We start from the raw sequence: 21,358 nt of genomic DNA, 5'->3' as shown, positions 1-21,358 counted from the left end.
GAATTGTAGGAAGGTGGACGACTATGTTAACTCCACAACAAATAAATCAATTTAAATCTATTTTAGAAAAACAACAGCAAGAAGTTGAACAAACAATACAAACTCATGAGAATACAGATCGTGCTTCTGAACGCGATTCTGTTGGAGAATTATCTAGCTATGACAATCATCCAGGTGATATGGCTACAGAATTGTACGAACGTGAGAAAGATTTCGGGCTCATCGAATTTTGGCATAAGCAGCTAGAAGATACAAAACATGCCCTGCAAAAAATTGAAGAAGGTACGTATGGAATTTGCGAAGTATCTGGCGAAGAAATTCCGTTTGAAAGATTAGAGGCAATGCCAACCGCTACAACATGTATTCAGCACACTACAAATAAATTAAATATGAACACGCGACCAGTTGAAGAAGAGGTGTTGGCTCCTTCTTTTCACAAGCACGACGAAGATCATTCTGTAGAATACGATGCTGAAGATGCATGGCAAGATGTCGCAAATTATGGGACATCAGAAACACCGTCCGATTTAGAAAGACAGGATTTCAAAAACTATAATGGCATGTACGTAAATAGTGAAGAAAATGTTGGGTATGTAGAGGATTTCGAAAATTTTATAGGAACAGACATGTATGGCAAAAATCCTCAAGTTTTCGCCACAGAAGAACATGAAGAGTATGAACAAATGCTTGATGACTTTGAAGAGCGTACTTTCAAAGGCGAGTTATCTTCAAATGAATCTAGCTCCAAAGAATAAAAAAAGCATTCCGAAATTCGGAATGCTTTTTTTCGCTAGCTAATTAGTTTTTTGTAACGTTAGCTGCTTGTGGTCCGCGGTTTCCTTCAACGATTTCGAAAGAAACTTCTTGACCTTCTTCTAAAGTTTTGAAGCCGTCGCCTTGGATAGCTGAGAAATGTACGAATACGTCTTCTCCGCCTTCAACTTCGATGAAGCCAAAACCTTTTTCGCCGTTAAACCATTTAACTTTACCTGTTTGCATGTCATGTACCTCCTAAATAAAAATGAAACTATGAATCCACATGAAAAGGTGGATATAAAGGACATGAATGTATAACAAGCTTACAGCCTTTAATACAACGTGCTTTATTTCCGTACCACATTATGTAGCTCAATAGTATTTTCACTATATCATGCTATGTCAAAAACGTCAAATGAGAACACTTTCAACCCATCGTTTTTTATAATCCTAGTATAACCTTAAATTTTCATTCTATTTTTATTCAAAAATTAACAAATCTACAGTATTCTAATTCCTTTGATTTCTGTACAATATAATTACTACATATGATGAGGTGAAAAAATGCAAGCACATGAAATCGAGTATAAATTATATGGCGATGATATGCAGTTTGTTGAAATTGAATTAGATCCAGAAGAAAGCGTTATCGCAGAGGCTGGCGCAATGATGATGATGGAAGATCATATCGAAATGGAAACCATTTTCGGTGATGGTTCTGGCCCATCTAGTGGTCTATTCGGTAAATTAATGGGCGCTGGTAAGCGTCTTGTTACAGGTGAAAGTATGTTTATGACTGTCTTTACAAATACAGGTCATGGCAAGCGCCACGTATCATTCGCCGCTCCTTATCCAGGAAAAATCATCCCTGTTGATTTAACACAATATCAAGGGAAAGTCGTTTGTCAAAAAGACGCGTTTCTTTGTGCAGCAAAGGGCGTTTCTATCGGAATTGAGTTTACGAAAAAAATTGGAACTGGTTTCTTCGGTGGTGAAGGTTTCATCATGCAGAAACTTGAAGGTGATGGACTCGCTTTCATGCATGCAGGAGGAACTGTATATAAGCGTGAATTAAAACCTGGCGAAAGACTTCGCATCGATACAGGTTGTCTCGTTGCCATGACAAAAGACGTTAACTACGATATCGAGTTCGTTGGAAAAGTAAAAACAGCTCTATTTGGCGGCGAAGGCTTATTCTTCGCAACGTTAGAAGGTCCTGGAACGGTTTGGATTCAGTCCTTAACACTTAGCCGTTTAGCAGCACGTCTTACAAGCCCAGCAGCTCAAAACAGCGGTGAAGGCAGCGTCTTAGGCGGACTTGGACGTTTATTAGATGGAAAAGAGTAAACAGTGCCCTTATAGGGTGCTGTTTTATTTTGGCATGATTCGTCCATAAGTCGCTATAATTTCATCCACTAATTTATATACGCGATACAAACTATTTGCCCCCTCCAAAAGAATGAATCAAGTCCCTCACTGCATATATTGAACTATACCTTTTCTTAAGGAGGGCTTCCTTAATGCGTACTCCTTTATCCTTCGATAAAGATACCGCCATATTGTTAGCTTCTTGTTGTGAGTTAACGTATGAACAATATAAACAAAATGGGATTTTCGAAATACCGGATGGTTTTCAATATGTACAAGGCTTTCAAGGAAAAACCATTCAAACGACAGAATGGTTCGGATTCATACTAGAATCTGAGGATACGATTATTGTAGCTTTTCGCGGAACACAAACAGATACAGACTGGATTATCGATTCACTCGTTAACCAAAAACCATACCCATATGCTTTAAACAGCGGAAATGTCCATAACGGCTTTCTTTCCATTTATGAATCTTGCCGAGATTCTATTATGGATATGCTCGTATCACTACCAGCCCATAAAAAACTCCTTGCAACAGGTCATAGCTTAGGCGGCGCGCTCGCCACACTACATATACTCGATGCGCGTATCAACACCGCCTTCGCACAGTACGGTCTTTATACATTTGCCTCTCCCAAAGTGGGCGATATTGCATTTCGTAATTATTATAAACTACAAGTAGCTAGTAGCTTTCGCTTCGTTAATTTATTTGATGTCGTTCCTCTTCTCCCTCCGCGCAATGTCCATTTTAATGACCAAGACTGGGAATATGCACACGTTCATCACAACATGACTTTTACAAAAAACACAAAATCTATTACAAATAATCATGCCATGACAACATACAAAACATGTCTGACTTCTCATTTTTAACCAGGTAATGATTGGAAACCCTATATCCTTATACTATAATAATATATGAAGTTATTTTTGGATGAGGGGACCTTACATGCTAAAATTTATCTTTGCACTTTTTCTCATTGTAATTTTTACGTTTACGGGTTTCTTTACATTTTCATACTTTGCGACTGGAGAATATGGTGGAACAGGTATCATGTATACTGCCATCCCATTTCTTTCTTAAGCAAAAAAGGAAAAACGAGCTTAATGAGATTAAGCTCGTTTTTTAGCAATTATATTCCTCTTTTAAAAGTGAATACACTTTGTCTCCATGAATAAAAGTCCCTTCAAAAGGGACTTTCACCTAATACTGTGTAACGGCATTACCAATACTCCAAATCTCATTACTATACTGTAAAATCGTTCGATCACTCGCAAAATGACCAGACTGTGCAATATTTAAAATCGACATTTCTAGCCACTTCGTTCGGTTTTCATACGCTCTACCGACAGCTTCTTGTCTTTCCGCATATGGACCAAAATCTCGCAGAACGAAGTATTCATCATTTTGAATTACGAGAGAATCATAAATCGCTTCAAATTCAGCTCCCGAATGTGCAAAGAAACCATTCGTTAACTGATCTACTACTTTTTTAATATGCATATTGTGGTGATAATAATCACTTGCACGATATCCACCATTTTGATAGTAATGAAGAACCTCTTCCGCTGTTAAGCCAAAAATGAAACAGTTATCATCACCGACCCGGTCTTTTATTTCAACATTAGCTCCGTCTAACGTTCCGAGTGTAATCGCACCATTCATCATAAATTTCATATTCCCTGTTCCTGATGCTTCTTTACTCGCAGTTGAAATTTGCTCACTCACATCCGCAGCTGGGAATATATCTTCCGCTAAAGACACTCGATAGTTTTCTAGAAAGATAACTTTCATATATTGGCTTACGTACGGATCATTATTCACTTTCCTTGCGAGTTCATTGATTAATTTAATAATTTTTTTCGCATAGTAATAGCCAGGTGATGCTTTCGCTCCAAAGATAAAAGTACGCGGATAAAATGTAAAACTAGCATCCTCTTTCAAACGGTTATACAAATATAAAATATGAAGAACGTTTAATAGTTGTCGTTTGTAAGCATGTAGTCTTTTTACTTGCACATCAAAAATAGAATTAGGATCAATTGTAATCCCCATTTTATTATGAATACGCTCCGCTAAAATCTCTTTACGCTCTTGTTTTACCTCTGCAAATTTCTCTTGAAAACTCGCATCATATTGAACTAATTGTAGCTCTTGAAGCTTAATCGGTTCTTTCTTCCACTCTGTTCCAATCGCCTCCGAAATAAGGTTTGTCAGCTGCGGATTCGCCTTCATTAACCAGCGTCTATGAGCAATTCCATTCGTTTTATTATTAAACTTATCTGGATAAAACTCATAAAACAATCGCATTTCACGTTGCTTTAAAATTTCCGTATGAATTTTTGCTACACCATTTACGCTATGGCTACCGACAATTGCTAAATGAGCCATTTTCACAAGATCATGCGCAATAATCGCCATCTCTTCAATACGATGCCATTCATATGGATAACGTTCCCAAAGTTCATGACAGAAACGTTCATTAATCTCTTCAATAATCATATAAATTCTCGGTAATAACGGTTTAAAAATGTGAATTGGCCACTTCTCAAGCGCTTCTGATAACGTCGTATGATTCGTATAAGAAATCGTTTGTGTCGTTATGTGCCAAGCTTCTTCCCATGCTAGTTTTTCTTCATCTAATAAAATACGCATTAGTTCTGGAATCGCCAAAACTGGATGTGTATCATTAATATGAATCGCAATTTTCTCATGTAATTGACGAAGGTCACCATATCTTTCTCTATGCATACGAACGATATTTTGCAAACTTGCTGATACGAGGAAATACTGTTGCTTCAAACGAAGTATTTTCCCCTCATCATGCGTATCATCTGGATATAAAAACTCCGATACCGCCTCTGTTTCACGCTTATATTTCAAAATATCTTTGCAATTTTGCGGGAAAGGAACTGGTTCAGCATTCCAAAGTCTGAGTGTATTTACAGTACTCGTCTCATAACCTACTACTGGAACGTCATATGGTACTGCCATAATCACTTCTGCATTCGTATGCCTGAACTCTAAACGCCCGTCAATGTATAGCGGTTCAACATTGCCGAAATAACTTACCTCTACAGCTTGATCATGCCTTCTTACTTCCCATACGTTTTCATGAAGAAGCCACTGTTCTGGAAATTCAACTTGATAACCATCAACAATTTTTTGATCAAATAAGCCGTGCTTGTAACGAATTCCACAGCCATGACCTGGTAAGTTTAAAGATGCAAGTGAATCAAGGAAACAGGCTGCTAATCGTCCAAGTCCACCATTTCCAAGACCTGCATCTGCTTCCACCTCTTCTAACTGTTGCAAAGAAATCCCAAGCTCAGAAAGTCCTTGCTCACATACATCCCTGATGCCTAAATTTAATATGTTACTTCCAAGCAAACGCCCAAGTAAAAACTCAATGGATAAGTAATACATTTGCTTTTGCTCTCCAGACCGATAACTTTCGTTCGTTGCAATCCATTGACTATTCATATACTCACGTACCATGTACCCAAGCGTATTGTATTGATCACGAGTTGTAGAGTCTTTAAAACTTTTACCATACATCGTCTCTAACTTTTCTAGAAAAGCTGATTTGAAACTTTCAACATGAGTAAACATTTCTTCACCACCTACATGTTATTCCATGAGACTTTTATACAATTTCTTATAGGCAAGAGCTGATTTCTCCCAGCTATAATCTTCAGTCATCGCTTGTTTTACAAGCTGCTCCCATACCGGTTTATCATGATAAAATTCAATCGCACGAAGAACCGTGTGCAACATGTCATGCGCATTAAAGTTCGTGAAACTGAAACCATTTCCTTCTCCAGTTTCTTCGTCATAAGATTGTACAGTATCATTTAATCCGCCTGTCTCTCTTACAATCGGAATTGTACCGTACGCTAATGCGATAAGTTGTCCAAGTCCACACGGTTCAAATAGTGATGGCATTAAGAATAAATCACTTCCCGCATACACTTGGTGGGCTAGTTCTTCATTAAATCCGATATACACTTTTACCTTCTCAGGATACTCGTATGCCATCCACTCAAAGAATTGTTCATATTCAGAATCACCTGATCCTAAAATAATACATTGCACATCTTCCTCCATTATTTCGCGGAATACAGTACGTACTAAATCAAGACCTTTTTGCTTCGTTAATCTCGTTACCATCGAAATAATTGGTGTATCTTCTTTTTCTGGCAAACCAAAATAACGCTGCAAGGCGCGTTTATTTTCATTCTTTTCCTCTAATGACTCTGCATCATACTGAGCAGTAATATACGAATCTGTTTCTGGATTATATACGCTCGTATCAATTCCATTTACGATGCCGCTAAGCTTACCATTATTTTTTCGTAACAACCCATCTAACTTCTCACCGAAAAACTCATATTGAATTTCCTCTTTGTATGTCGGGCTAACCGCTGTAATTTGATCAGAAGCAATAATTCCGCCCTTCATAAAGTTCACATTTCCATAAAACTCTAGCTGCTCACTATGAAAATATTCATCACCAAGTTCTAACAAGTCGTACATCACTTCAGGAGGAAATACACCTTGGAACTGCAAATTATGAATCGTATACACCGTTTTAATATGCTCATATAATGGATTATCTTGATACTTTTCACGCAGTAAGAAATTCACCATAGCTGTATGCCAATCGTGGCTATGAAGAACATCCACTTCAAAATCAAGATGCGGAATACACTCTAAAACTGCTTTCGAAAAATAAGAAAAACGCTCTCCGTCATCATAATGACCATATAGAGAATCTCTCTTAAAATAATATTCATTATCTATTAAGTAATACGTAATCCCGTCTTGCTCACCTTTTAAAATTCCGCAATATTGATTTCTCCACCCAAGCGGGACGTTAATTACTTTATGTAACGTACATCCATCCCTTAATTTTTGCGGAATAAGACTATAATTTGGAAGTATAATGCGAACGTCCACGCCTAATTTTTTTAGCTCTTTTGGGAGCGCACCTGCTACATCAGCTAATCCTCCCGATTTAACAAATGGTACACATTCTGATACTGCAAATAAAATATTCACTTGTTGTCCCACTGCACGAAAAGCTTATACGACTTCCCTTGCAGCTTCCTCCCTTCGAGTTTTCATTTGAATGAATGCTTTAATCAGTGGAGGAAAAACCCCCACTGATTCTTTTAAGAATAACTATTAATCGTACTGTTTTGAATGCTTCCTTTTTCTACAACATATGGCTCATCGGCGTTTCCTTTTAGTACAACACCGTCACCAATTTTCACGTCTTTATCAATAATAACACCGTCTATTATACAGTTATCTCCAATTTTGCTCTTTTGCATAATAATGCTATTACGAACAATTGAGCCTTTTCCAATTTTAACAGAACGGGAGATAACACTATTTTCTACTTCTCCTTCAATAATACTGCCGTTTGCAATCATTGTATTTTTCACGGCTGCACCCTTCAGGTAACGAGTTGGTGGTTCATCTTTTACTTTCGTAAAGATCGGTGCTTCTTTCTTAAATAATTGCTTCCAAATAGCAGGTTGCAAAATTTCTAAGCTATGTTTATAGTAACTTTCAATTGAATCAATAATAGCTACATATCCTGTATGCTCATACGTAGCAATATGCAGTGATTTTCCGCGCTTTTCTCTCACTACATCAAATAAACTGTATTGCTCCACATCTTTATATGTCTCAAATAAATCTAACAATAATTGTTTCTTTAACACGTATGTTTGAAGCGAAACCCCTTCATGGCAAACTTCAGTAATATCAGCTGCCGTATGTATATGTCGCTCTAACACCGCTTGAAAATTTAATGCTGTTACGAGATGGCTATTCGTAATAACAACGTATTCTTCTCTAGCTCTTAAAAAATAATCAATATGTCTTCTAAAATGTGCAAAAGACCCAAATTCATCTTGGTCACATTGGCAATTTGGCGGGAATAAAAACAGTCCGTCTCTTTTTCTATCTAAATCCCACTGTTTTCCTGAACCAACATGGTCCATTAGTGAACGGTTTTTATGACTTGTAAAAACCGCTACACTATGAATATTAGAATTCACCATATTTGAAAGCATGAAATCAATGAGTCGATAACGGCCCCCAAATGGTAACGCCGCTAATGAACGATGCCCTGTTACTTTCTTTAAGGAAGGAAAACTTCCCGTTGCATTAATAATTCCTAACATTTTTTCTCCCATTCATTTCATCCCCCTTTTCTATTTCCCTTCAGCAATGAGTACTACATCGTCGACATTTTTTTCTGGACGAATAATTGTTCCATCTTCAATAACCATTTCCGATCCAACAATCGCTCTTTCAATCACAACATTTTTACCAATCTTCGCTCCTGGCATAACGACGGAATCAATAACCATACTACCTTCTTCCACCGTCACCCCTTGGAATAATACAGAATGCTTCACGTCCCCTTCAATGACGCATCCTTCGTTAATAAGTGATTCTTCTACTTTTGCCTTTTCTGCAATATATTGAGGTGGCTCATTTGGATTCACAGAATAAATACGCCAATTACGATCGTTTAAATTCAGCGATGTTTCATCGCGAAGTAAATCCATATTCGCTTCCCATAAGCTTTTCACCGTTCCAACATCTTTCCAATATCCTTCAAACGGATACGCCATCAGCTTTTTCCCTTCATCTAATAAAAGCGGAAGTACATCTTTTCCGAAATCATTACTAGATTCAGGATTTCTTGCATCCATCTCTAAATACTCTTTCAAAATTGCCCAGTTAAAAATATAAATTCCCATTGATGCAAGATTACTTCTTGGAAATTGCGGTTTCTCTTCAAATTCAACAATCTCCATCTCTTCGTTCGTATTCATAATACCGAAGCGACTCGCTTCATCCCACGGCACTTCAATAACAGAAATCGAAACGTCCGCTTCTTTCTCAATATGGTAATCTAGCATTTTACTGTAATCCATTTTATAAATATGATCGCCTGATAAAATCAGAACATACTCTGGTTCATATTGACTTAAATAGTTTAAGTTTTGATAAATGGCACTTGCTGTACCTGTGTACCACTTCACACCTGAAGACTCCGCATAAGGAGGTAACACTGTGACTCCACCGCTTACTCGGTCTAAATCCCAAGCATTGCCGATTCCGATATAATTATGAAGTTCGAGTGGTTGATATTGCGTCAAAATCCCAACCGTTTCAATACCAGAATTCGCACAGTTACTTAGCGTAAAGTCAATAATGCGATATTTACCACCAAATGGAACAGCTGGCTTGGCTAAATTTTTTGTTAATGCACTTAATCGACTACCTTTTCCCCCTGCTAGTAACATTGCTACGCACTTTTGCTTTTGAGCCATCTTGTTTTTTGCTCCCCTTTCTCGTCTTCACTGGTCGTAATATGGATACGCCAAATGGTGGAATTGTAATTTCTACATGTGCCGCTTGATTATGATACGGTTCTTGAATCGTCTTGAGACGTTTCTTATTCACTTGCCCCGATCCGCCATATTGCTCAGCGTCACTGTTTAAAATCTCGTTATAATACTCGAAATCTGGCAAACCTACTTTATAGTTTTCATATGTAGCTTTCGTAAAATTACATACGACAACTAACGCATCTTCTTGTTTATCCCCTTGGCGGATAAACGAGAAAATACTTTGCTCATGATTATTAGCATCTATCCACTGAAATCCTTCAGGTGAATGATCAAGCTGCCAAAGTGGTTTGGAGCGCTTATACAATGCTATGAGCTCTTTAAAGTAATCATGCATATAACGATGCATTTCAAAATCATGTAAATTCCAATCTAAATCTTCAAGGTCTTTCCACTCATCAAACTGCCCGAATTCTCCACCCATAAAGAGCAATTTCTTACCTGGATGAGTAAAGAAATATCCATATAATAAACGAAGTTGAGCAAACTTATCCCAGTAATCTCCTGGCATTTTATTTAATAACGACTTTTTCCCATGAACGACTTCATCATGAGAAAGCGGTAATATGAAATTTTCAGAGTAAGCATATATTAAAGAGAACGTCATTTTCTCATGAATATACTTCCTGTACTCAGGCGCACACTCCATATATTTCAGCACATCATTCATCCAGCCCATATTCCATTTGTAATTGAACCCAAGCCCACCTTCATACGTTGGAGCTGTTACAAGTGGCCAAGCTGTTGAATCTTCTGCTGTCATAAGAAAATCTTCATCTTCTGCAAACACCGCTTCATTTAACTCTCGTAAAAATGAAACAGCGTGCTCATTACTTTGCTCTTGTCCTTCTTTATTCCAGTACAGCATATTCGCAACTGCATCCACCCTGAAACCGTCAATGTGGAAATACTTCATCCAAAATAACGCATTTGAAATTAAAAAATTACGTACTTCCCTCTTCCCTAAATCAAAATTAACAGTTCCCCATACTAGGTTTTCTTGTACATCTATATCTTTATATTCATAAGTCGGTGTCCCATCAAACAAATATAAACCGTGAGCATCTTTACAAAAATGCCCCGGCACCCAATCTAAAATGACACCGATTCCATATTTATGACATTCATCGACAAAATACATCAAATCATGTGGCGTGCCGAATCTACTTGTCGCTGCATAATATCCCGTCCCTTGATATCCCCAAGAACGATCATATGGATGCTCAACAAGCGGCATAATTTCAATATGTGTAAATTGATGTTCCACCACATACGGAATGAGCTCCTCGGCCATTTCTCTATAAGAATACAGAGCGCCATCTTCTTTCTTTTTCCAAGAACCGAAATGTAATTCATAAACTGTCATCGCTTCTTTATAAATCGATTTTTTCTTTCTCTTACGAATCCAGTTTTTATCATTCCATTCATATCCCTCTATATCAAAAACTACAGATGCCGTATTTGGTCTTACTTCTGCATATACTGCGTAAGGATCTGCTTTTAAAATAACGTCACCATCCATCGTTTCAATCGCATACTTATATATCTCATTCTCTTCAATATGCGGTACAAACAAGGACCAAATCCCCTCTTCTGTCACTTGTAGCATCTTATGTTGCTCATAATCCCATTCATTAAAATCTCCAACAACACTCATTGCTTTCGCATGAGGAGCCCATACTGTGAATCGTACACCTCGCATCCCATCTTCCGTCACAATATGTGCCCCAAAGATGTTATAACTGTCATAGTACTTTTCTGTATGAAACTCATCTCGTTTCACTTCTTCACAATTTATTACATCCAATATGTTCACCTCACTAAGATGACAGAAATTTTTTACTCTTTATCATTTCTGCGAAAAACTGAAATATCCTTGTTATTTTTTAAAAAATATTCGTTTTTTTCTTTAATTTCGCTTAAAATATTCAAATTTACTGTGTAAAATATCGAATTTTGACGAATATCCATTGCGAACGCTTCATTTCCTACTAGGCTTTCATCCTATTATTTATTTCTCAACCTTTATTTCATTAGATTGATTCTATTTTACTTGCTATTTATCACTTAAAATCACAACAAAATAATCTGTCATAAAAAAATGTTTCTCAACATTTTTTGTCACAATTTTATTGAAATGGAAAATTCATAAGCATATACTTGTTCTCAATAAAGAACTACGAACTCTCGCAAATATAATTCATACTGAAACACTATGTTTACTCTGTCCATGCTCCAAGAAAAAGTTTGATAAAAAATTAAATTAGGAGGCTTTCTTATGTCATTAAAACAAAAGGTTGGAATGGGAGTTGTCACAGCTTCACTTGGCTTATCCCTTACATTCGGCGGTGTATTCGCCTATTTCAGTGATTCTGAAACATCTAGTAACTCATTTCAAGCTGGTACACTAGATCTTTCTATTAACCCAAGTGTAATTGTTAATGTGAAAGATTTAAAACCAGGTGATTTGATTGAAAGAAACTTCAAGCTTGAAAATAAAGGAACATTGCATATTGCAAAAGTAGCACTTGAAACATCCTATGAAGTTACAGATGCAAAGCAAAATAATGATGGTGAAGATTTAGGCGATCACATCATCGTCAAATTTTTAGTGAATGATGGAAAGCCATCTAATCCAAACGATGATCATGAAATTTTGTGGGAAACAAAATTATCAGAATTAAAAACTATGAAACCGGAGGATGTAGCTACTTCTCTAGAACGTCATAACTTAATAGATGGTATTAAATCTGGTGAAACAGATTATTTACACGTTCTCTTCTCCTTTGAAGACAACGACCAAGATCAAAATAAATTCCAGGGTGATTCCCTGCAGCTAAACTGGACATTTCATGCAGAACAAACACCAGGCGTGGAGAAATAATTTTTAAAATATAAATTATCGGAGGCCTATATATGAAAAAGAAAAATCGTTTTGTTACCGGAATTGTGACGGCTGGCGTTCTATTTTCAACTGCCCTTCCGTTCAATGTACTTGCTGAAAACCCTATTAACCAAATTGACTCTTCAAACGCCCAGTCTTTACTATCAAAACTTTCTAAAGAACAGCGCCAAGCATTACAAACGTTAGATGCCAATCCTGGTTTTACTATTTCGCCAGATATTAATACGAGTAGTTCTGAACCAGTAAATATCATTGTAGAATTTCAAACTGCTCCAGTAAAGATTAATGAATTAAAACAAAAAGAAAAAGGATTACAAGCTGCTCCTGAAAATATAAAGGCACGTATTGATCAAGAACATGAGGAATTCCAAAAAGGATTAAAACGCCTTTATCAATTCAGCCCATCAGTAAAATCAGGGAATTTCCAGTCTGTACTAATTAAACGTTCTTATAAGCACGCTATAAATGGTGTTGCGCTAACGTTACCTGCAAATACAGTTGAAGAATTGTTACGCATTGGCGTTGTAAAACGTATTTGGAAAGATTACGAAGTGAAATTAAATTTACCAAAACAAGCAGAGCAGAAAGCACCTCAAAAACTAACAGATAGCATTCCCCAAATTGGGGTAGATAAGTTACATAGCGAGGGCATTACCGGAAAAGGAATTAAAGTTGGTGTACTAGATACAGGTATTGATTACAATCACCCTGACTTAAAAGACGTGTATAAAGGCTATCGCGCAAAATCGGGTGAGGATTCTAGTAAGGTAGACCCAAACTCCGTAAAAGGTTGGGACTTTATTAATAACGATGCAGATCCGATGGAAACAACTTATACAGAGTGGCAACAATCTGGCGCTCCTGAATTTGATGATCGTGGTTCTTCCTTCTATACTGCGCATGGTACTCACGTAGCAGGTATCGTTTCTGCTCAAAAGAAAAATAAATCAGATTCCGCAGTAAAAGGTGTTGCACCTGACATTGAACTGTATAACTATCGTGTACTAGGTCCTTACGGAAGCGGCGATAGTTCTGGTATTATTGCTGCAATCGATAAATCTATTTCTGACGGTATGAACGTCATTAACTTATCGTTAGGTGACGATAGCAACAATCCGCTTGATCCAACGTCTATCGCTGTCAATAACGCAATGCTTTCGGGCGTTTTTACAGTCGTTGCTGCCGGGAACTCTGGCCCAAATCCAGCGACACTTGGGTCACCAGGCGCTTCTCCATTTGCTATTACAGTTGGAGCAAGTGATAGCTCTATTTCCTTACCGAAACTATCCGGTCATGCTGGGCAATTACAATTCCCTAACCTAATTTTATTCGGCAAAAACTTCACTGATAAAATAGAGGATTTCAAAGGACAATCTCTCCCTATTGAATCTGTAGGAATCGGTACTCCTGACGAGTTTAGTAAAAAAGATGTAAAAGGAAAAATCGCTCTCGTTGCACGTGGTACAATCTCGTTTGATGAAAAAATCGCAAATGCGAAACAAGCTGGTGCAAAAGCAGTTATTATTTATAACAATGTGGATGGAGAAATTCCTTACTATATTGGCGAAAGTACAAAATACATTCCAGCATTCCGCCTAACGAAAGAAGATGGCGAAAAACTAAAAGCTCAAATTGAACAAGGCAAAACATCCTTAACTTTCGATGAAATAAATTATATTCAAACAGAAGGCGATCATCTTGCAGACTTTAGCTCACGCGGCCCTGTTACATCAAATGATGATATTAAACCTGATATTACAGCGCCTGGTGTTGCGGTACTTTCAACAGTACCTGAATATATTAACGACCCGCAAGAAGGTGAAAACTACGATGTTTCCTATGAACGTATGCAAGGAACATCCATGGCATCTCCTCATATCGCTGGCGTTGCTGCTCTTATTTTGCAAGAACACCCAGAATACTCTCCATTCGATGTAAAGGCATCTCTTATGAACACAGCTGATGATTTAAAAGAAAAGTATTCCGTATATGAAGTTGGAGCTGGACGAGTAGATGCTTATAACTCTGTTCACACGGAAACAAGTTTTAAAGTGTTAGATACGACAAAAACAATTGTCAATGATGAAGTGATTGAAGTACCAGACGAAACTGGATCCATTGCATTCGGTAAATACTATCAAAAAGACGGGGAATCCATTGAACAAAAACGAAAAATTAAAATTGAAAACCGCAATAAACAAGAGAAGAAAGAATTTAAAACAGAAATTTCTTATACACCAGCTTCTTCTGCCATTAATGACGCTACCGCAAACGGTGTAAAAATTTCTACTTCTGAAACAATTACGATTGATGCTGGTAAATCAGATGAAATTGAAGCAAAAATTAATATTCCTGCTGGTGCAAAGCAAGGCCGATATGAAGGATATATTCATATTACAAATACGAAAAATAAAGAAGAAACGTATCAAATTCCGTTCTCTATTCGTGTGTCAGAGCCTGGTATTGAAAATGCACTATTATCAAGAAAAACAATCTCAACTGATACATCTACATTCAATCCATACCGCGAATCATATGTTCACGGGGCGTTCCAATTAAATAGCGAACTTGAAACGTTAGATCTTATCGTGAAAGATTCCAAAACAAATAAAGCACTTGGCTTCATCGGAACATTAAACACGAGTGGATTAAAAACAGATGTGTATTACTATTTAGATTCATTCTTTAACGGCAGAGTGTATCCTTTTACAAATGATCCTGCAAAACCAATTGGTGATGAAAAAATCGACTTACCAGAAGGAGATTACACAATTGAATTTGTTGGCTACGATAAAGCCGGGAAAGCACGTGTGAAAGGTGATTATGTCGTAATTGATAATACACCGCCAGAAGTGAAATTAACTGGATTACAGCCTGGTATTTATGAATTAAATGAAGAAAACTATACAGTAGAAGACGGTAAAAAAGCACTATGGGTTAAAGGAAATGTATATGATTCTAACGTTGACTACTTAAGAGGAAAAGGATTAAACATTACGCAAGAAGCGAACGGCGTTATGTACTATGACTATTCTCCCTACTTGCACAAGTTTTTACCTATTACTGAAAATGGTGACTTTAAAGTTGGTATTACACCTGATTCCTTTAAAACTGAAGGTCCAATGAACACAGGCGTATATATTTTCGATTATGCAACTGCAGGTCCTGACTATCCAAGCGGTGTAAATAACTATTGGTTTATTCCGCAAGGTGCTCAATATGCAAAAGCTAGTTATGATAAAAAAGAATTATATAAAGATGATGAATTCACTGTGACACTAAACGCCAAACATGTGAAACAATTTGTATCTGGAGAATTTAACGTAAAATTCCTAGAGAAGAACTTCAAATTTGCAAATGCGAAATTGAATCCTACTTTTGAAAAACTCCTTTCTGAAAAAGGGGTAACCGCAAAAGTAAATGAGCCGAAACTAGAAGAAGGTTCTGTTACAGTAGGCGGAGCTATCGATGATAAAAACTTCGCCGGATTAGATGGTGACTTCCCGTTCATTGATGTAACTTTCAAGGTAGAAAATGATGAGTTTTATGAAGCAAATGCTCAATTAGATTTACCGGTGTTCGTTTACTGGAAACAAGGTGAATCAGAGCCAAGCAGAATGCGTGTGCTTCAAGATCAAACATTCTCAGTTATGTCTTTAAACTCAAAAGTAGAAGGAAATATTAAACCTGGTGCATTCTTAAATGAACGTGGATATTTAGATGAGAAATTTGATTATACAAAGCTTGGTGTAAAAGTATATGCAACAGATTCTTACCGTCATAAGTTTGAAGGCTCACTTGATAAATACGGTTACTTCAAATTGAATGGACTTCCTGTTAATAAACGTGATTATAACTTATACGTGGAGGTTCCAGGACATTTAACAAGCCGACTAACTACAAAACTAGGTACTGAAAAAGATGGTAAACTACTTGGTCAATATTATTATGCACGACCTGACGAAAACCTTGCTGGCGATGTAAATGCTGATAAAGTAATTGATATGAAAGATGCTGAAATTATCGCTAGCAACTATGGTAAAAAAGGACTATCTGTGAAAGACGGCGACCTTAACAAAGATGGCATTGTCGACGAAAAAGATATTCGTTTCGTTGAAAAGAACTTCTTGAAAAAAGGACCAGATGCATCTAAATCACAAATACCTGTTGAAAAATCAAAAAGCGGTACACTGGCAGATATTTTAAAGAAATTAGGATTAACACCTAAAAAATAATAATAAAGAGCACTCTATATAAAGTAGAGTGCTCTTTTCTATAAACGACCCTTATCCAGCAAAAGGGGTATATTGGGGATATACAAGGGAAACCGGAAAAGGAATTTATATTAAATTATATAAAAACTCAGAGGTAGGAAGCAGTTTCCCGCCTCTGAATTATTTAGCAATTATTATAGTACTGGTGCCATTGTTTCTTTTAATACTTTTACAGAATGAGCGAATTTCGCTTTTTCTTCTTCATTTAGCTCAAGTTCTACGATTTCACGTACACCTTCGCGGTTAATAACAGCTGGAACACCTACGAAAGCATCTTTCTCACCATATTGTCCTTCAAGGTATGCAGATACAGTTAATACGCTGTTCTCGTTGCTTAAGATTGCTTTAGTTACACGAAGTAGTGACATACCGATTCCGTAGTAAGTTGCACCTTTACGCTCGATGATATGGTAAGCTGCATCGCGTACATTTTCGAAGATTTTATCTAAGTCTTCTTGTTTGTACTGTTCGTTGTTAGCTAAGATTGTTTCTAGTTTTTGTACACCGATAGTAGCGTGGCTCCATACTGGAAGTTCAGTGTCACCGTGTTCACCAACGATGTAAGCATGAACGTTACGTGGATCTACATCTAAGTAGTCACCTAACATGTAACGGAAACGAGCAGAGTCTAAAGTAGTACCAGAACCGATTACGCGCTCTTTTGGTAAACCAGATTCTTTCCAAGTTACGTAAGTTAAAATATCAACTGGGTTAGTTGCGATTAAGAAGATTCCATCGAACCCGCTATCCATAATGCCGCGAACGATTTGTTTAAAGATCTTTGTATTTTTCTCAACTAAGTCTAAACGAGTTTCACCTGGCTTTTGTGGTAATCCAGCAGTGATAACAACTAGATCTGCATCTTTACAATCTGCATAGCTACCGCTCCAAACTTTTGTTGGTGATGGAGAGAATGGTACCGCATGGCTTAAGTCCATTGCTTCCCCTTCTGCTTTTGCTTCATTAACATCTACTAATACGAATTCTTCAGCTACACCTTGGTTGATCATTGAGTAAGCGTAACTACAACCTACAGCTCCTGTTCCTACTAATACTACACGATTGATACCTTTTTTCATGGTAATTTCCCCTCTCTATTGTTCACATATATTTTTTATGATTGTTTAAGTAATTAATTAAAATACTAATTTAATGTTGTTTAACTTCTTTACATTCATATTGTAGCACGTATTATTGTGAATTACTTCACAAATTATGGCCTATTTGTGAACTTTTTCACATAGAGTGTAAAGTTGATGGAATAGGTGTGGAATCCATCTCAATGGAGACGTTTTCTTTAGATTGTGAAAGGGATTTTCTTATGTTTTTGTCGGTAAGTGAAATTATATCAGCGATTTTTTAAATATATGGACCGTAACTCCAAATATATCAGCGATTTTTGCAATATATCGACTTACCGACAAAAACCGACAATGATAACAGCATAACAAACGCCATCCTTTCTGTATATTTCTACAAAAAGAATAGCGTCTTTTGATTATATGGATACAAATTTATCTTAGCTGGACAGCGATGTTTTTTCCATACACGTCAAATTAACATACCGTCACTTATTAACAGTCAATAAACATGTGAACCTAGCAAAGCTCTTTAATTATTGTAGCAACACAGTCGTTTTTAAATCTTCAGCACCTCCATTTTTTAATGTATCATTTAGATCACTAAGATACGTAGGTTCAATTGTTAAGGATTTTGGAGGATTATCCATTGGTGGAAGAGCTAAAACAATATGGTGTCCGTATAGTCCCGTGCTACCAACTTGCAAGCTGACTCCTTCGTAGATTTTTCCTTTATCATCAGTTACGGTATAATCAAGTGCTGGCCAGCTATCATTAGCTTCCATTTCTTTTGGATAATCAAAGGTCAAATCAATCCTCGTTGAAAGTGAAGAAAAGGTTACTTGATTTACTGTTAATGCATATAAATTATCTTTCGTTGATGTTTTTATATTAGGAGTGAATTTATGAATCTCACCTTCAACTTTTGTAAGAGGAAATGCTACGTTCCATATTCCTGTTTGTTCAAATAAATCTTTCCCATGGACGGAAACATCAATTTTATCACCAAATTCACCGTAATTAGCCAGAGTAAATTCATGCTGCTCAATAATGGTGTTTTGTCCTTTTGACTTCTGTGAAGTAGAACCAATTGCAGCTCTGACTTCTTTCCCATTAATGGTTATATAACTAAATCCAGCTTTCTCTTCATTACTTTTGGAAATAGGATTCTCTCCTTTGTATTCCACCGTGACCACTAAACGTCCACCATCGTAAACAGCTTCTTTCACATTCATCGTTAAACCACTATGACTATCTCGTCTCTCAATTGATGTGGCAAGCTCATCCTTTTCAATTTTATCAGAAGCAATATCATTAAATTGTGCATAAATGGAGCCTATAACTGGAACACCCGATAATGTCTTTGCCATGGTAGGAGAAATGAATCCAAAACCTAAGAGAGAAACACATATTCCACAAGCAATAAGACTAGAATACTTAATTGTTTTTTTTCTACGGTACTGATTTTTCTTAGCTTGAAGCATGGCTGTTTTTTCTCTTTGAATTAACCGATCTTCTGGTATAGGAATATCATTGATATGGTGATTAATTTCTTCTTTATTCATAACTATATCCCTCCTTTAAAATGGGGCGTAAGGCTTGCTTTGCTCGATGTAATTGAGATTTTACCGTTCCTTCTGGAGAATTAAGAACCTCAGCAATTTCCTTAATAGATAAATCGTGATAATACCTTAATAAAATAATGGTTTTGTAAGTAGGATCTAAGAAATTAAATGCCTCGGTTAAATCCAGCGATTGCTCTAATTTATTCATGCTCTCTTCTGTACATAAATTAGATAACATTTCATCATTCGCAACAAATTGTCTAGAGGACTTTCTTACAAAATCAATGGATTTAAAAACAAGAATTTTAGTAATCCAACTTTGAAATTTCTCCGGCTTTTTTAATTTTCTCAATGAAAGATATGCTTCATAAATTGTTTCTTGGTATATATCCAGTGCATCTTGTTCATTTCTTACATAAGAATAGGCTGTTCGATATAGCTTTGGGCGAACAAAAGTAATAAGTTGTTCAAATGCTTGATCATTTCCTCTTGTTGCTTGGTTTACTAGATAGGCTATGTCCATTTTTATTTCTTCCTCCCTTTACTAATATAGTCGAATGAGAGAATAAAAAGGTTGCAAAAATAAATGCATATATATAAATCTCCTACAACTTATTGCAATAATTACTATCAAGCATTAAAGACACAAAAAACCCATAAAAAAAAGCAGACTATCCAAAGTCCGCTTTTACACAACAAAAAAGAGATAGCAGATTATGCTATCTCTTTTAGTATGACCCGTACGGGATTCGAACCCGTGTTACCGCCGTGAAAGGGCGGTGTCTTAACCACTTGACCAACGGGCCAATTCTGGCAGAGAAGAAGGGATTCGAACCCTCGCACCGCGTTCGCGATCTACTCCCTTAGCAGGGGAGCCCCTTGAGCCACTTGGGTACTTCTCTATAATATGGCTCCGCAGGTAGGACTCGAACCTACGACCGATCGGTTAACAGCCGATAGCTCTACCACTGAGCTACTGCGGAATAATTATGGTGGGCCTAAATGGACTCGAACCATCGACCTCACGCTTATCAGGCGTGCGCTCTAACCAGCTGAGCTATAGGCCCATAATTGAAAAGCGGGTGAAGAGAATCGAACTCTCGACCAGAGCTTGGAAGGCTCTTGTTTTACCACTAAACTACACCCGCATTAAATTGTAAATGGTGAGCCATGAAGGATTCGAACCTTCGACCCTCTGATTAAAAGTCAGATGCTCTACCAACTGAGCTAATGGCTCATTTTGAAAGTGGTGCCGACTAGAGGACTTGAACCCCCAACCCGGGGTCGAACCGGCGATCTCCTGCGTGACAGGCAGGCATGTTAACCACTACACCACGGGACCATTTGGTTGCGGGGACAGGATTTGAACCTGCGACCTTCGGGTTATGAGCCCGACGAGCTACCGTGCTGCTCCACCCCGCGATGATAAAATATTTAATTTAGAAAAAATGGAGGAGGTAGAGGGATTCGAACCCCCGCGCGACTCTCGCCGCCTGTCGGTTTTCAAGACCGATCCCTTCAGCCGAACTTGGGTATACCTCCGAGATATAAAGCTTTAGTGGTGGACCTTGTAGGACTCGAACCTACGACCGGACGGTTATGAGCCGTCTGCTCTAACCAGCTGAGCTAAAGGTCCTTTATGGTAGCGGCGGAGGGGATCGAACCCCCGACCTCACGGGTATGAACCGTACGCTCTAGCCAGCTGAGCTACACCGCCATAAAATATATTAAAATAAGTGGAGCCTAGCGGGATCGAACCGCTGACCTCCTGCGTGCAAGGCAGGCGCTCTCCCAGCTGAGCTAAGGCCCCGTGTTTTTGGAAAATCGGGAAGACAGGATTTGAACCTGCGACCCCCTGGTCCCAAACCAGGTGCTCTACCAAGCTGAGCCACTTCCCGTTAATAAAAGCGCGCCCGAGAGGAGTCGAACCCCTAACCTCTTGATCCGTAGTCAAACGCTCTATCCAATTGAG

Annotated in this window: 15 protein-coding genes and 13 tRNA genes; 6 read left to right on the top strand and 22 right to left on the bottom strand. The window is 37.6% G+C overall.

Annotation, left to right across the window (positions count from 1 at the left end):
* The first annotated feature begins 23 nt into the window (after nt 1–23).
* Nucleotides 24–755 carry a yteA family sporulation protein gene (locus tag AC1DMU_RS24195; RefSeq protein ID WP_088064686.1) on the top strand — a complete coding sequence of 244 codons (732 nt, stop codon included), beginning with the start codon at nt 24–26 and terminating at the stop codon, nt 753–755.
* Between the two features lie 43 nt (nt 756–798).
* Here AC1DMU_RS24195 and cspD read toward each other — a convergent pair whose 3' ends face one another.
* The gene (cspD, locus tag AC1DMU_RS24190; RefSeq protein ID WP_001193052.1) at nt 799–999 is read right to left on the bottom strand and encodes a cold-shock protein CspD; all 201 of its coding nucleotides are present in this window, start codon (nt 997–999) and stop codon (nt 799–801) included.
* A 321-nt stretch (nt 1,000–1,320) separates the two neighbouring features.
* On the opposite strand from cspD, the gene AC1DMU_RS24185 reads away from it, so the two are divergent.
* From AC1DMU_RS24185 to AC1DMU_RS24175, 3 genes are all read left to right on the top strand, one after another.
* Entirely contained in the window at nt 1,321–2,103 is a 783-nt protein-coding gene (locus tag AC1DMU_RS24185; RefSeq protein WP_001147830.1) for a TIGR00266 family protein, read from the top strand.
* Between the two features lie 173 nt (nt 2,104–2,276).
* On the top strand, nt 2,277–2,999 hold the full coding sequence (locus AC1DMU_RS24180) for a lipase family protein (protein ID WP_001260119.1): 723 nt from the start codon (nt 2,277–2,279) through the stop codon (nt 2,997–2,999).
* Between the two features lie 76 nt (nt 3,000–3,075).
* A complete protein-coding gene (locus AC1DMU_RS24175; protein ID WP_002015803.1) occupies nt 3,076–3,210 on the top strand; it encodes a hypothetical protein in 135 nt (44 codons plus the stop codon).
* Nucleotides 3,211–3,330: 120 nt separating this feature from the next.
* Here the strand turns inward: AC1DMU_RS24175 and glgP are convergent, their stop codons facing one another.
* The 5 genes from glgP to glgB all read right to left on the bottom strand — a co-directional run bounded on the left by glgP (nt 3,331) and on the right by glgB (nt 11,370).
* Nucleotides 3,331–5,739: a glycogen phosphorylase gene (gene glgP, locus AC1DMU_RS24170; RefSeq protein WP_087984936.1), complete on the bottom strand. Its 2,409-nt coding sequence runs from the start codon at nt 5,737–5,739 to the stop codon at nt 3,331–3,333.
* A gap of 18 nt (nt 5,740–5,757) precedes the next feature.
* Nucleotides 5,758–7,188, bottom strand: coding sequence for a glycogen synthase GlgA (gene glgA, locus AC1DMU_RS24165; protein WP_002203738.1), 1,431 nt, complete (start codon nt 7,186–7,188; stop codon nt 5,758–5,760).
* Nucleotides 7,189–7,301: 113 nt separating this feature from the next.
* The gene (gene glgD, locus AC1DMU_RS24160) at nt 7,302–8,336 is read right to left on the bottom strand and encodes a glucose-1-phosphate adenylyltransferase subunit GlgD (RefSeq protein ID WP_000504142.1); all 1,035 of its coding nucleotides are present in this window, start codon (nt 8,334–8,336) and stop codon (nt 7,302–7,304) included.
* A gap of 18 nt (nt 8,337–8,354) precedes the next feature.
* Nucleotides 8,355–9,485 (bottom strand): glucose-1-phosphate adenylyltransferase, encoded by a 1,131-nt coding sequence (gene glgC / locus AC1DMU_RS24155; RefSeq protein ID WP_000057613.1) that lies wholly within the window; start codon nt 9,483–9,485, stop codon nt 8,355–8,357.
* Nucleotides 9,433–11,370 carry a 1,4-alpha-glucan branching protein GlgB gene (gene glgB / locus AC1DMU_RS24150; RefSeq protein WP_060486611.1) on the bottom strand — a complete coding sequence of 646 codons (1,938 nt, stop codon included), beginning with the start codon at nt 11,368–11,370 and terminating at the stop codon, nt 9,433–9,435. Before glgB ends, glgC begins: the two co-directional genes overlap by 53 nt.
* Nucleotides 11,371–11,841: 471 nt before the next feature.
* Between glgB and AC1DMU_RS24145 the strand changes: the two genes are divergently transcribed.
* Nucleotides 11,842–12,447 (top strand): CalY family protein, encoded by a 606-nt coding sequence (locus AC1DMU_RS24145; RefSeq protein ID WP_088064688.1) that lies wholly within the window; start codon nt 11,842–11,844, stop codon nt 12,445–12,447.
* A gap of 32 nt (nt 12,448–12,479) precedes the next feature.
* Nucleotides 12,480–16,703 (top strand): S8 family serine peptidase, encoded by a 4,224-nt coding sequence (locus AC1DMU_RS24140; RefSeq protein ID WP_088064689.1) that lies wholly within the window; start codon nt 12,480–12,482, stop codon nt 16,701–16,703.
* 173 nt (nt 16,704–16,876) lie between these two features.
* On the opposite strand, the gene AC1DMU_RS24135 is transcribed toward AC1DMU_RS24140, so the two are convergent.
* From AC1DMU_RS24135 to AC1DMU_RS24060, 16 genes are all read right to left on the bottom strand, one after another.
* Complete coding sequence (locus AC1DMU_RS24135) at nt 16,877–17,821, bottom strand: L-lactate dehydrogenase (protein WP_060632710.1); 945 nt, start codon at nt 17,819–17,821, stop codon at nt 16,877–16,879.
* A 536-nt stretch (nt 17,822–18,357) separates the two neighbouring features.
* On the bottom strand, nt 18,358–19,386 hold the full coding sequence (locus AC1DMU_RS24130) for a DUF4179 domain-containing protein (protein ID WP_088064690.1): 1,029 nt from the start codon (nt 19,384–19,386) through the stop codon (nt 18,358–18,360).
* Nucleotides 19,379–19,909 carry a sigma-70 family RNA polymerase sigma factor gene (locus AC1DMU_RS24125; RefSeq protein WP_087984940.1) on the bottom strand — a complete coding sequence of 177 codons (531 nt, stop codon included), beginning with the start codon at nt 19,907–19,909 and terminating at the stop codon, nt 19,379–19,381. The genes AC1DMU_RS24130 and AC1DMU_RS24125 overlap by 8 nt, the downstream gene beginning before the upstream one ends.
* Before the next feature lie 211 nt (nt 19,910–20,120).
* Nucleotides 20,121–20,192: transfer RNA gene (locus tag AC1DMU_RS24120), tRNA-Glu, on the bottom strand.
* 5 nt (nt 20,193–20,197) lie between these two features.
* Nucleotides 20,198–20,288, bottom strand: a tRNA-Ser gene (locus AC1DMU_RS24115).
* A gap of 6 nt (nt 20,289–20,294) precedes the next feature.
* Nucleotides 20,295–20,369: transfer RNA gene (locus tag AC1DMU_RS24110), tRNA-Asn, on the bottom strand.
* Between the two features lie 7 nt (nt 20,370–20,376).
* Nucleotides 20,377–20,453 (bottom strand) — tRNA-Ile (locus tag AC1DMU_RS24105).
* A 10-nt stretch (nt 20,454–20,463) separates the two neighbouring features.
* Nucleotides 20,464–20,534: transfer RNA gene (locus AC1DMU_RS24100), tRNA-Gly, on the bottom strand.
* Nucleotides 20,535–20,547: 13 nt separating this feature from the next.
* Nucleotides 20,548–20,623: transfer RNA gene (locus tag AC1DMU_RS24095), tRNA-Lys, on the bottom strand.
* Between the two features lie 10 nt (nt 20,624–20,633).
* Nucleotides 20,634–20,720: transfer RNA gene (locus AC1DMU_RS24090), tRNA-Asp, on the bottom strand.
* An 11-nt stretch (nt 20,721–20,731) separates the two neighbouring features.
* Nucleotides 20,732–20,808 (bottom strand) — tRNA-Met (locus AC1DMU_RS24085).
* A gap of 27 nt (nt 20,809–20,835) precedes the next feature.
* Nucleotides 20,836–20,928 (bottom strand) — tRNA-Ser (locus AC1DMU_RS24080).
* 17 nt (nt 20,929–20,945) lie between these two features.
* A tRNA-Ile gene (locus tag AC1DMU_RS24075) sits at nt 20,946–21,022 on the bottom strand.
* 4 nt (nt 21,023–21,026) lie between these two features.
* Nucleotides 21,027–21,103: transfer RNA gene (locus AC1DMU_RS24070), tRNA-Met, on the bottom strand.
* A 20-nt stretch (nt 21,104–21,123) separates the two neighbouring features.
* Nucleotides 21,124–21,196 (bottom strand) — tRNA-Ala (locus AC1DMU_RS24065).
* A gap of 14 nt (nt 21,197–21,210) precedes the next feature.
* A tRNA-Pro gene (locus AC1DMU_RS24060) sits at nt 21,211–21,284 on the bottom strand.
* Nucleotides 21,285–21,358: the final 74 nt, after the last annotated feature.

The organism is Bacillus sp. 01N45 (genome assembly GCF_056399205.1).
This window is presented reverse-complemented; position numbering and strand designations above follow the sequence as displayed.

Excerpts from the sequence above, each read along its gene's own strand:
- AC1DMU_RS24195 (WP_088064686.1), top strand. The coding sequence starts at position 24 with ATGTTAACTCCACAACAAATAAATCAATTTAAATCTATTTTAGAAAAA.
- cspD (WP_001193052.1), bottom strand. The coding sequence starts at position 999 with ATGCAAACAGGTAAAGTTAAATGGTTTAACGGCGAAAAAGGTTTTGGC.
- AC1DMU_RS24185 (WP_001147830.1), top strand. The coding sequence starts at position 1,321 with ATGCAAGCACATGAAATCGAGTATAAATTATATGGCGATGATATGCAG.
- AC1DMU_RS24180 (WP_001260119.1), top strand. The coding sequence starts at position 2,277 with ATGCGTACTCCTTTATCCTTCGATAAAGATACCGCCATATTGTTAGCT.
- AC1DMU_RS24175 (WP_002015803.1), top strand. The coding sequence starts at position 3,076 with ATGCTAAAATTTATCTTTGCACTTTTTCTCATTGTAATTTTTACGTTT.
- glgP (WP_087984936.1), bottom strand. The coding sequence starts at position 5,739 with ATGTTTACTCATGTTGAAAGTTTCAAATCAGCTTTTCTAGAAAAGTTA.
- glgD (WP_000504142.1), bottom strand. The coding sequence starts at position 8,336 with ATGGGAGAAAAAATGTTAGGAATTATTAATGCAACGGGAAGTTTTCCT.
- glgC (WP_000057613.1), bottom strand. The coding sequence starts at position 9,485 with ATGGCTCAAAAGCAAAAGTGCGTAGCAATGTTACTAGCAGGGGGAAAA.
- AC1DMU_RS24145 (WP_088064688.1), top strand. The coding sequence starts at position 11,842 with ATGTCATTAAAACAAAAGGTTGGAATGGGAGTTGTCACAGCTTCACTT.
- AC1DMU_RS24140 (WP_088064689.1), top strand. The coding sequence starts at position 12,480 with ATGAAAAAGAAAAATCGTTTTGTTACCGGAATTGTGACGGCTGGCGTT.
- AC1DMU_RS24135 (WP_060632710.1), bottom strand. The coding sequence starts at position 17,821 with ATGAAAAAAGGTATCAATCGTGTAGTATTAGTAGGAACAGGAGCTGTA.
- AC1DMU_RS24130 (WP_088064690.1), bottom strand. The coding sequence starts at position 19,386 with ATGAATAAAGAAGAAATTAATCACCATATCAATGATATTCCTATACCA.
- AC1DMU_RS24125 (WP_087984940.1), bottom strand. The coding sequence starts at position 19,909 with ATGGACATAGCCTATCTAGTAAACCAAGCAACAAGAGGAAATGATCAA.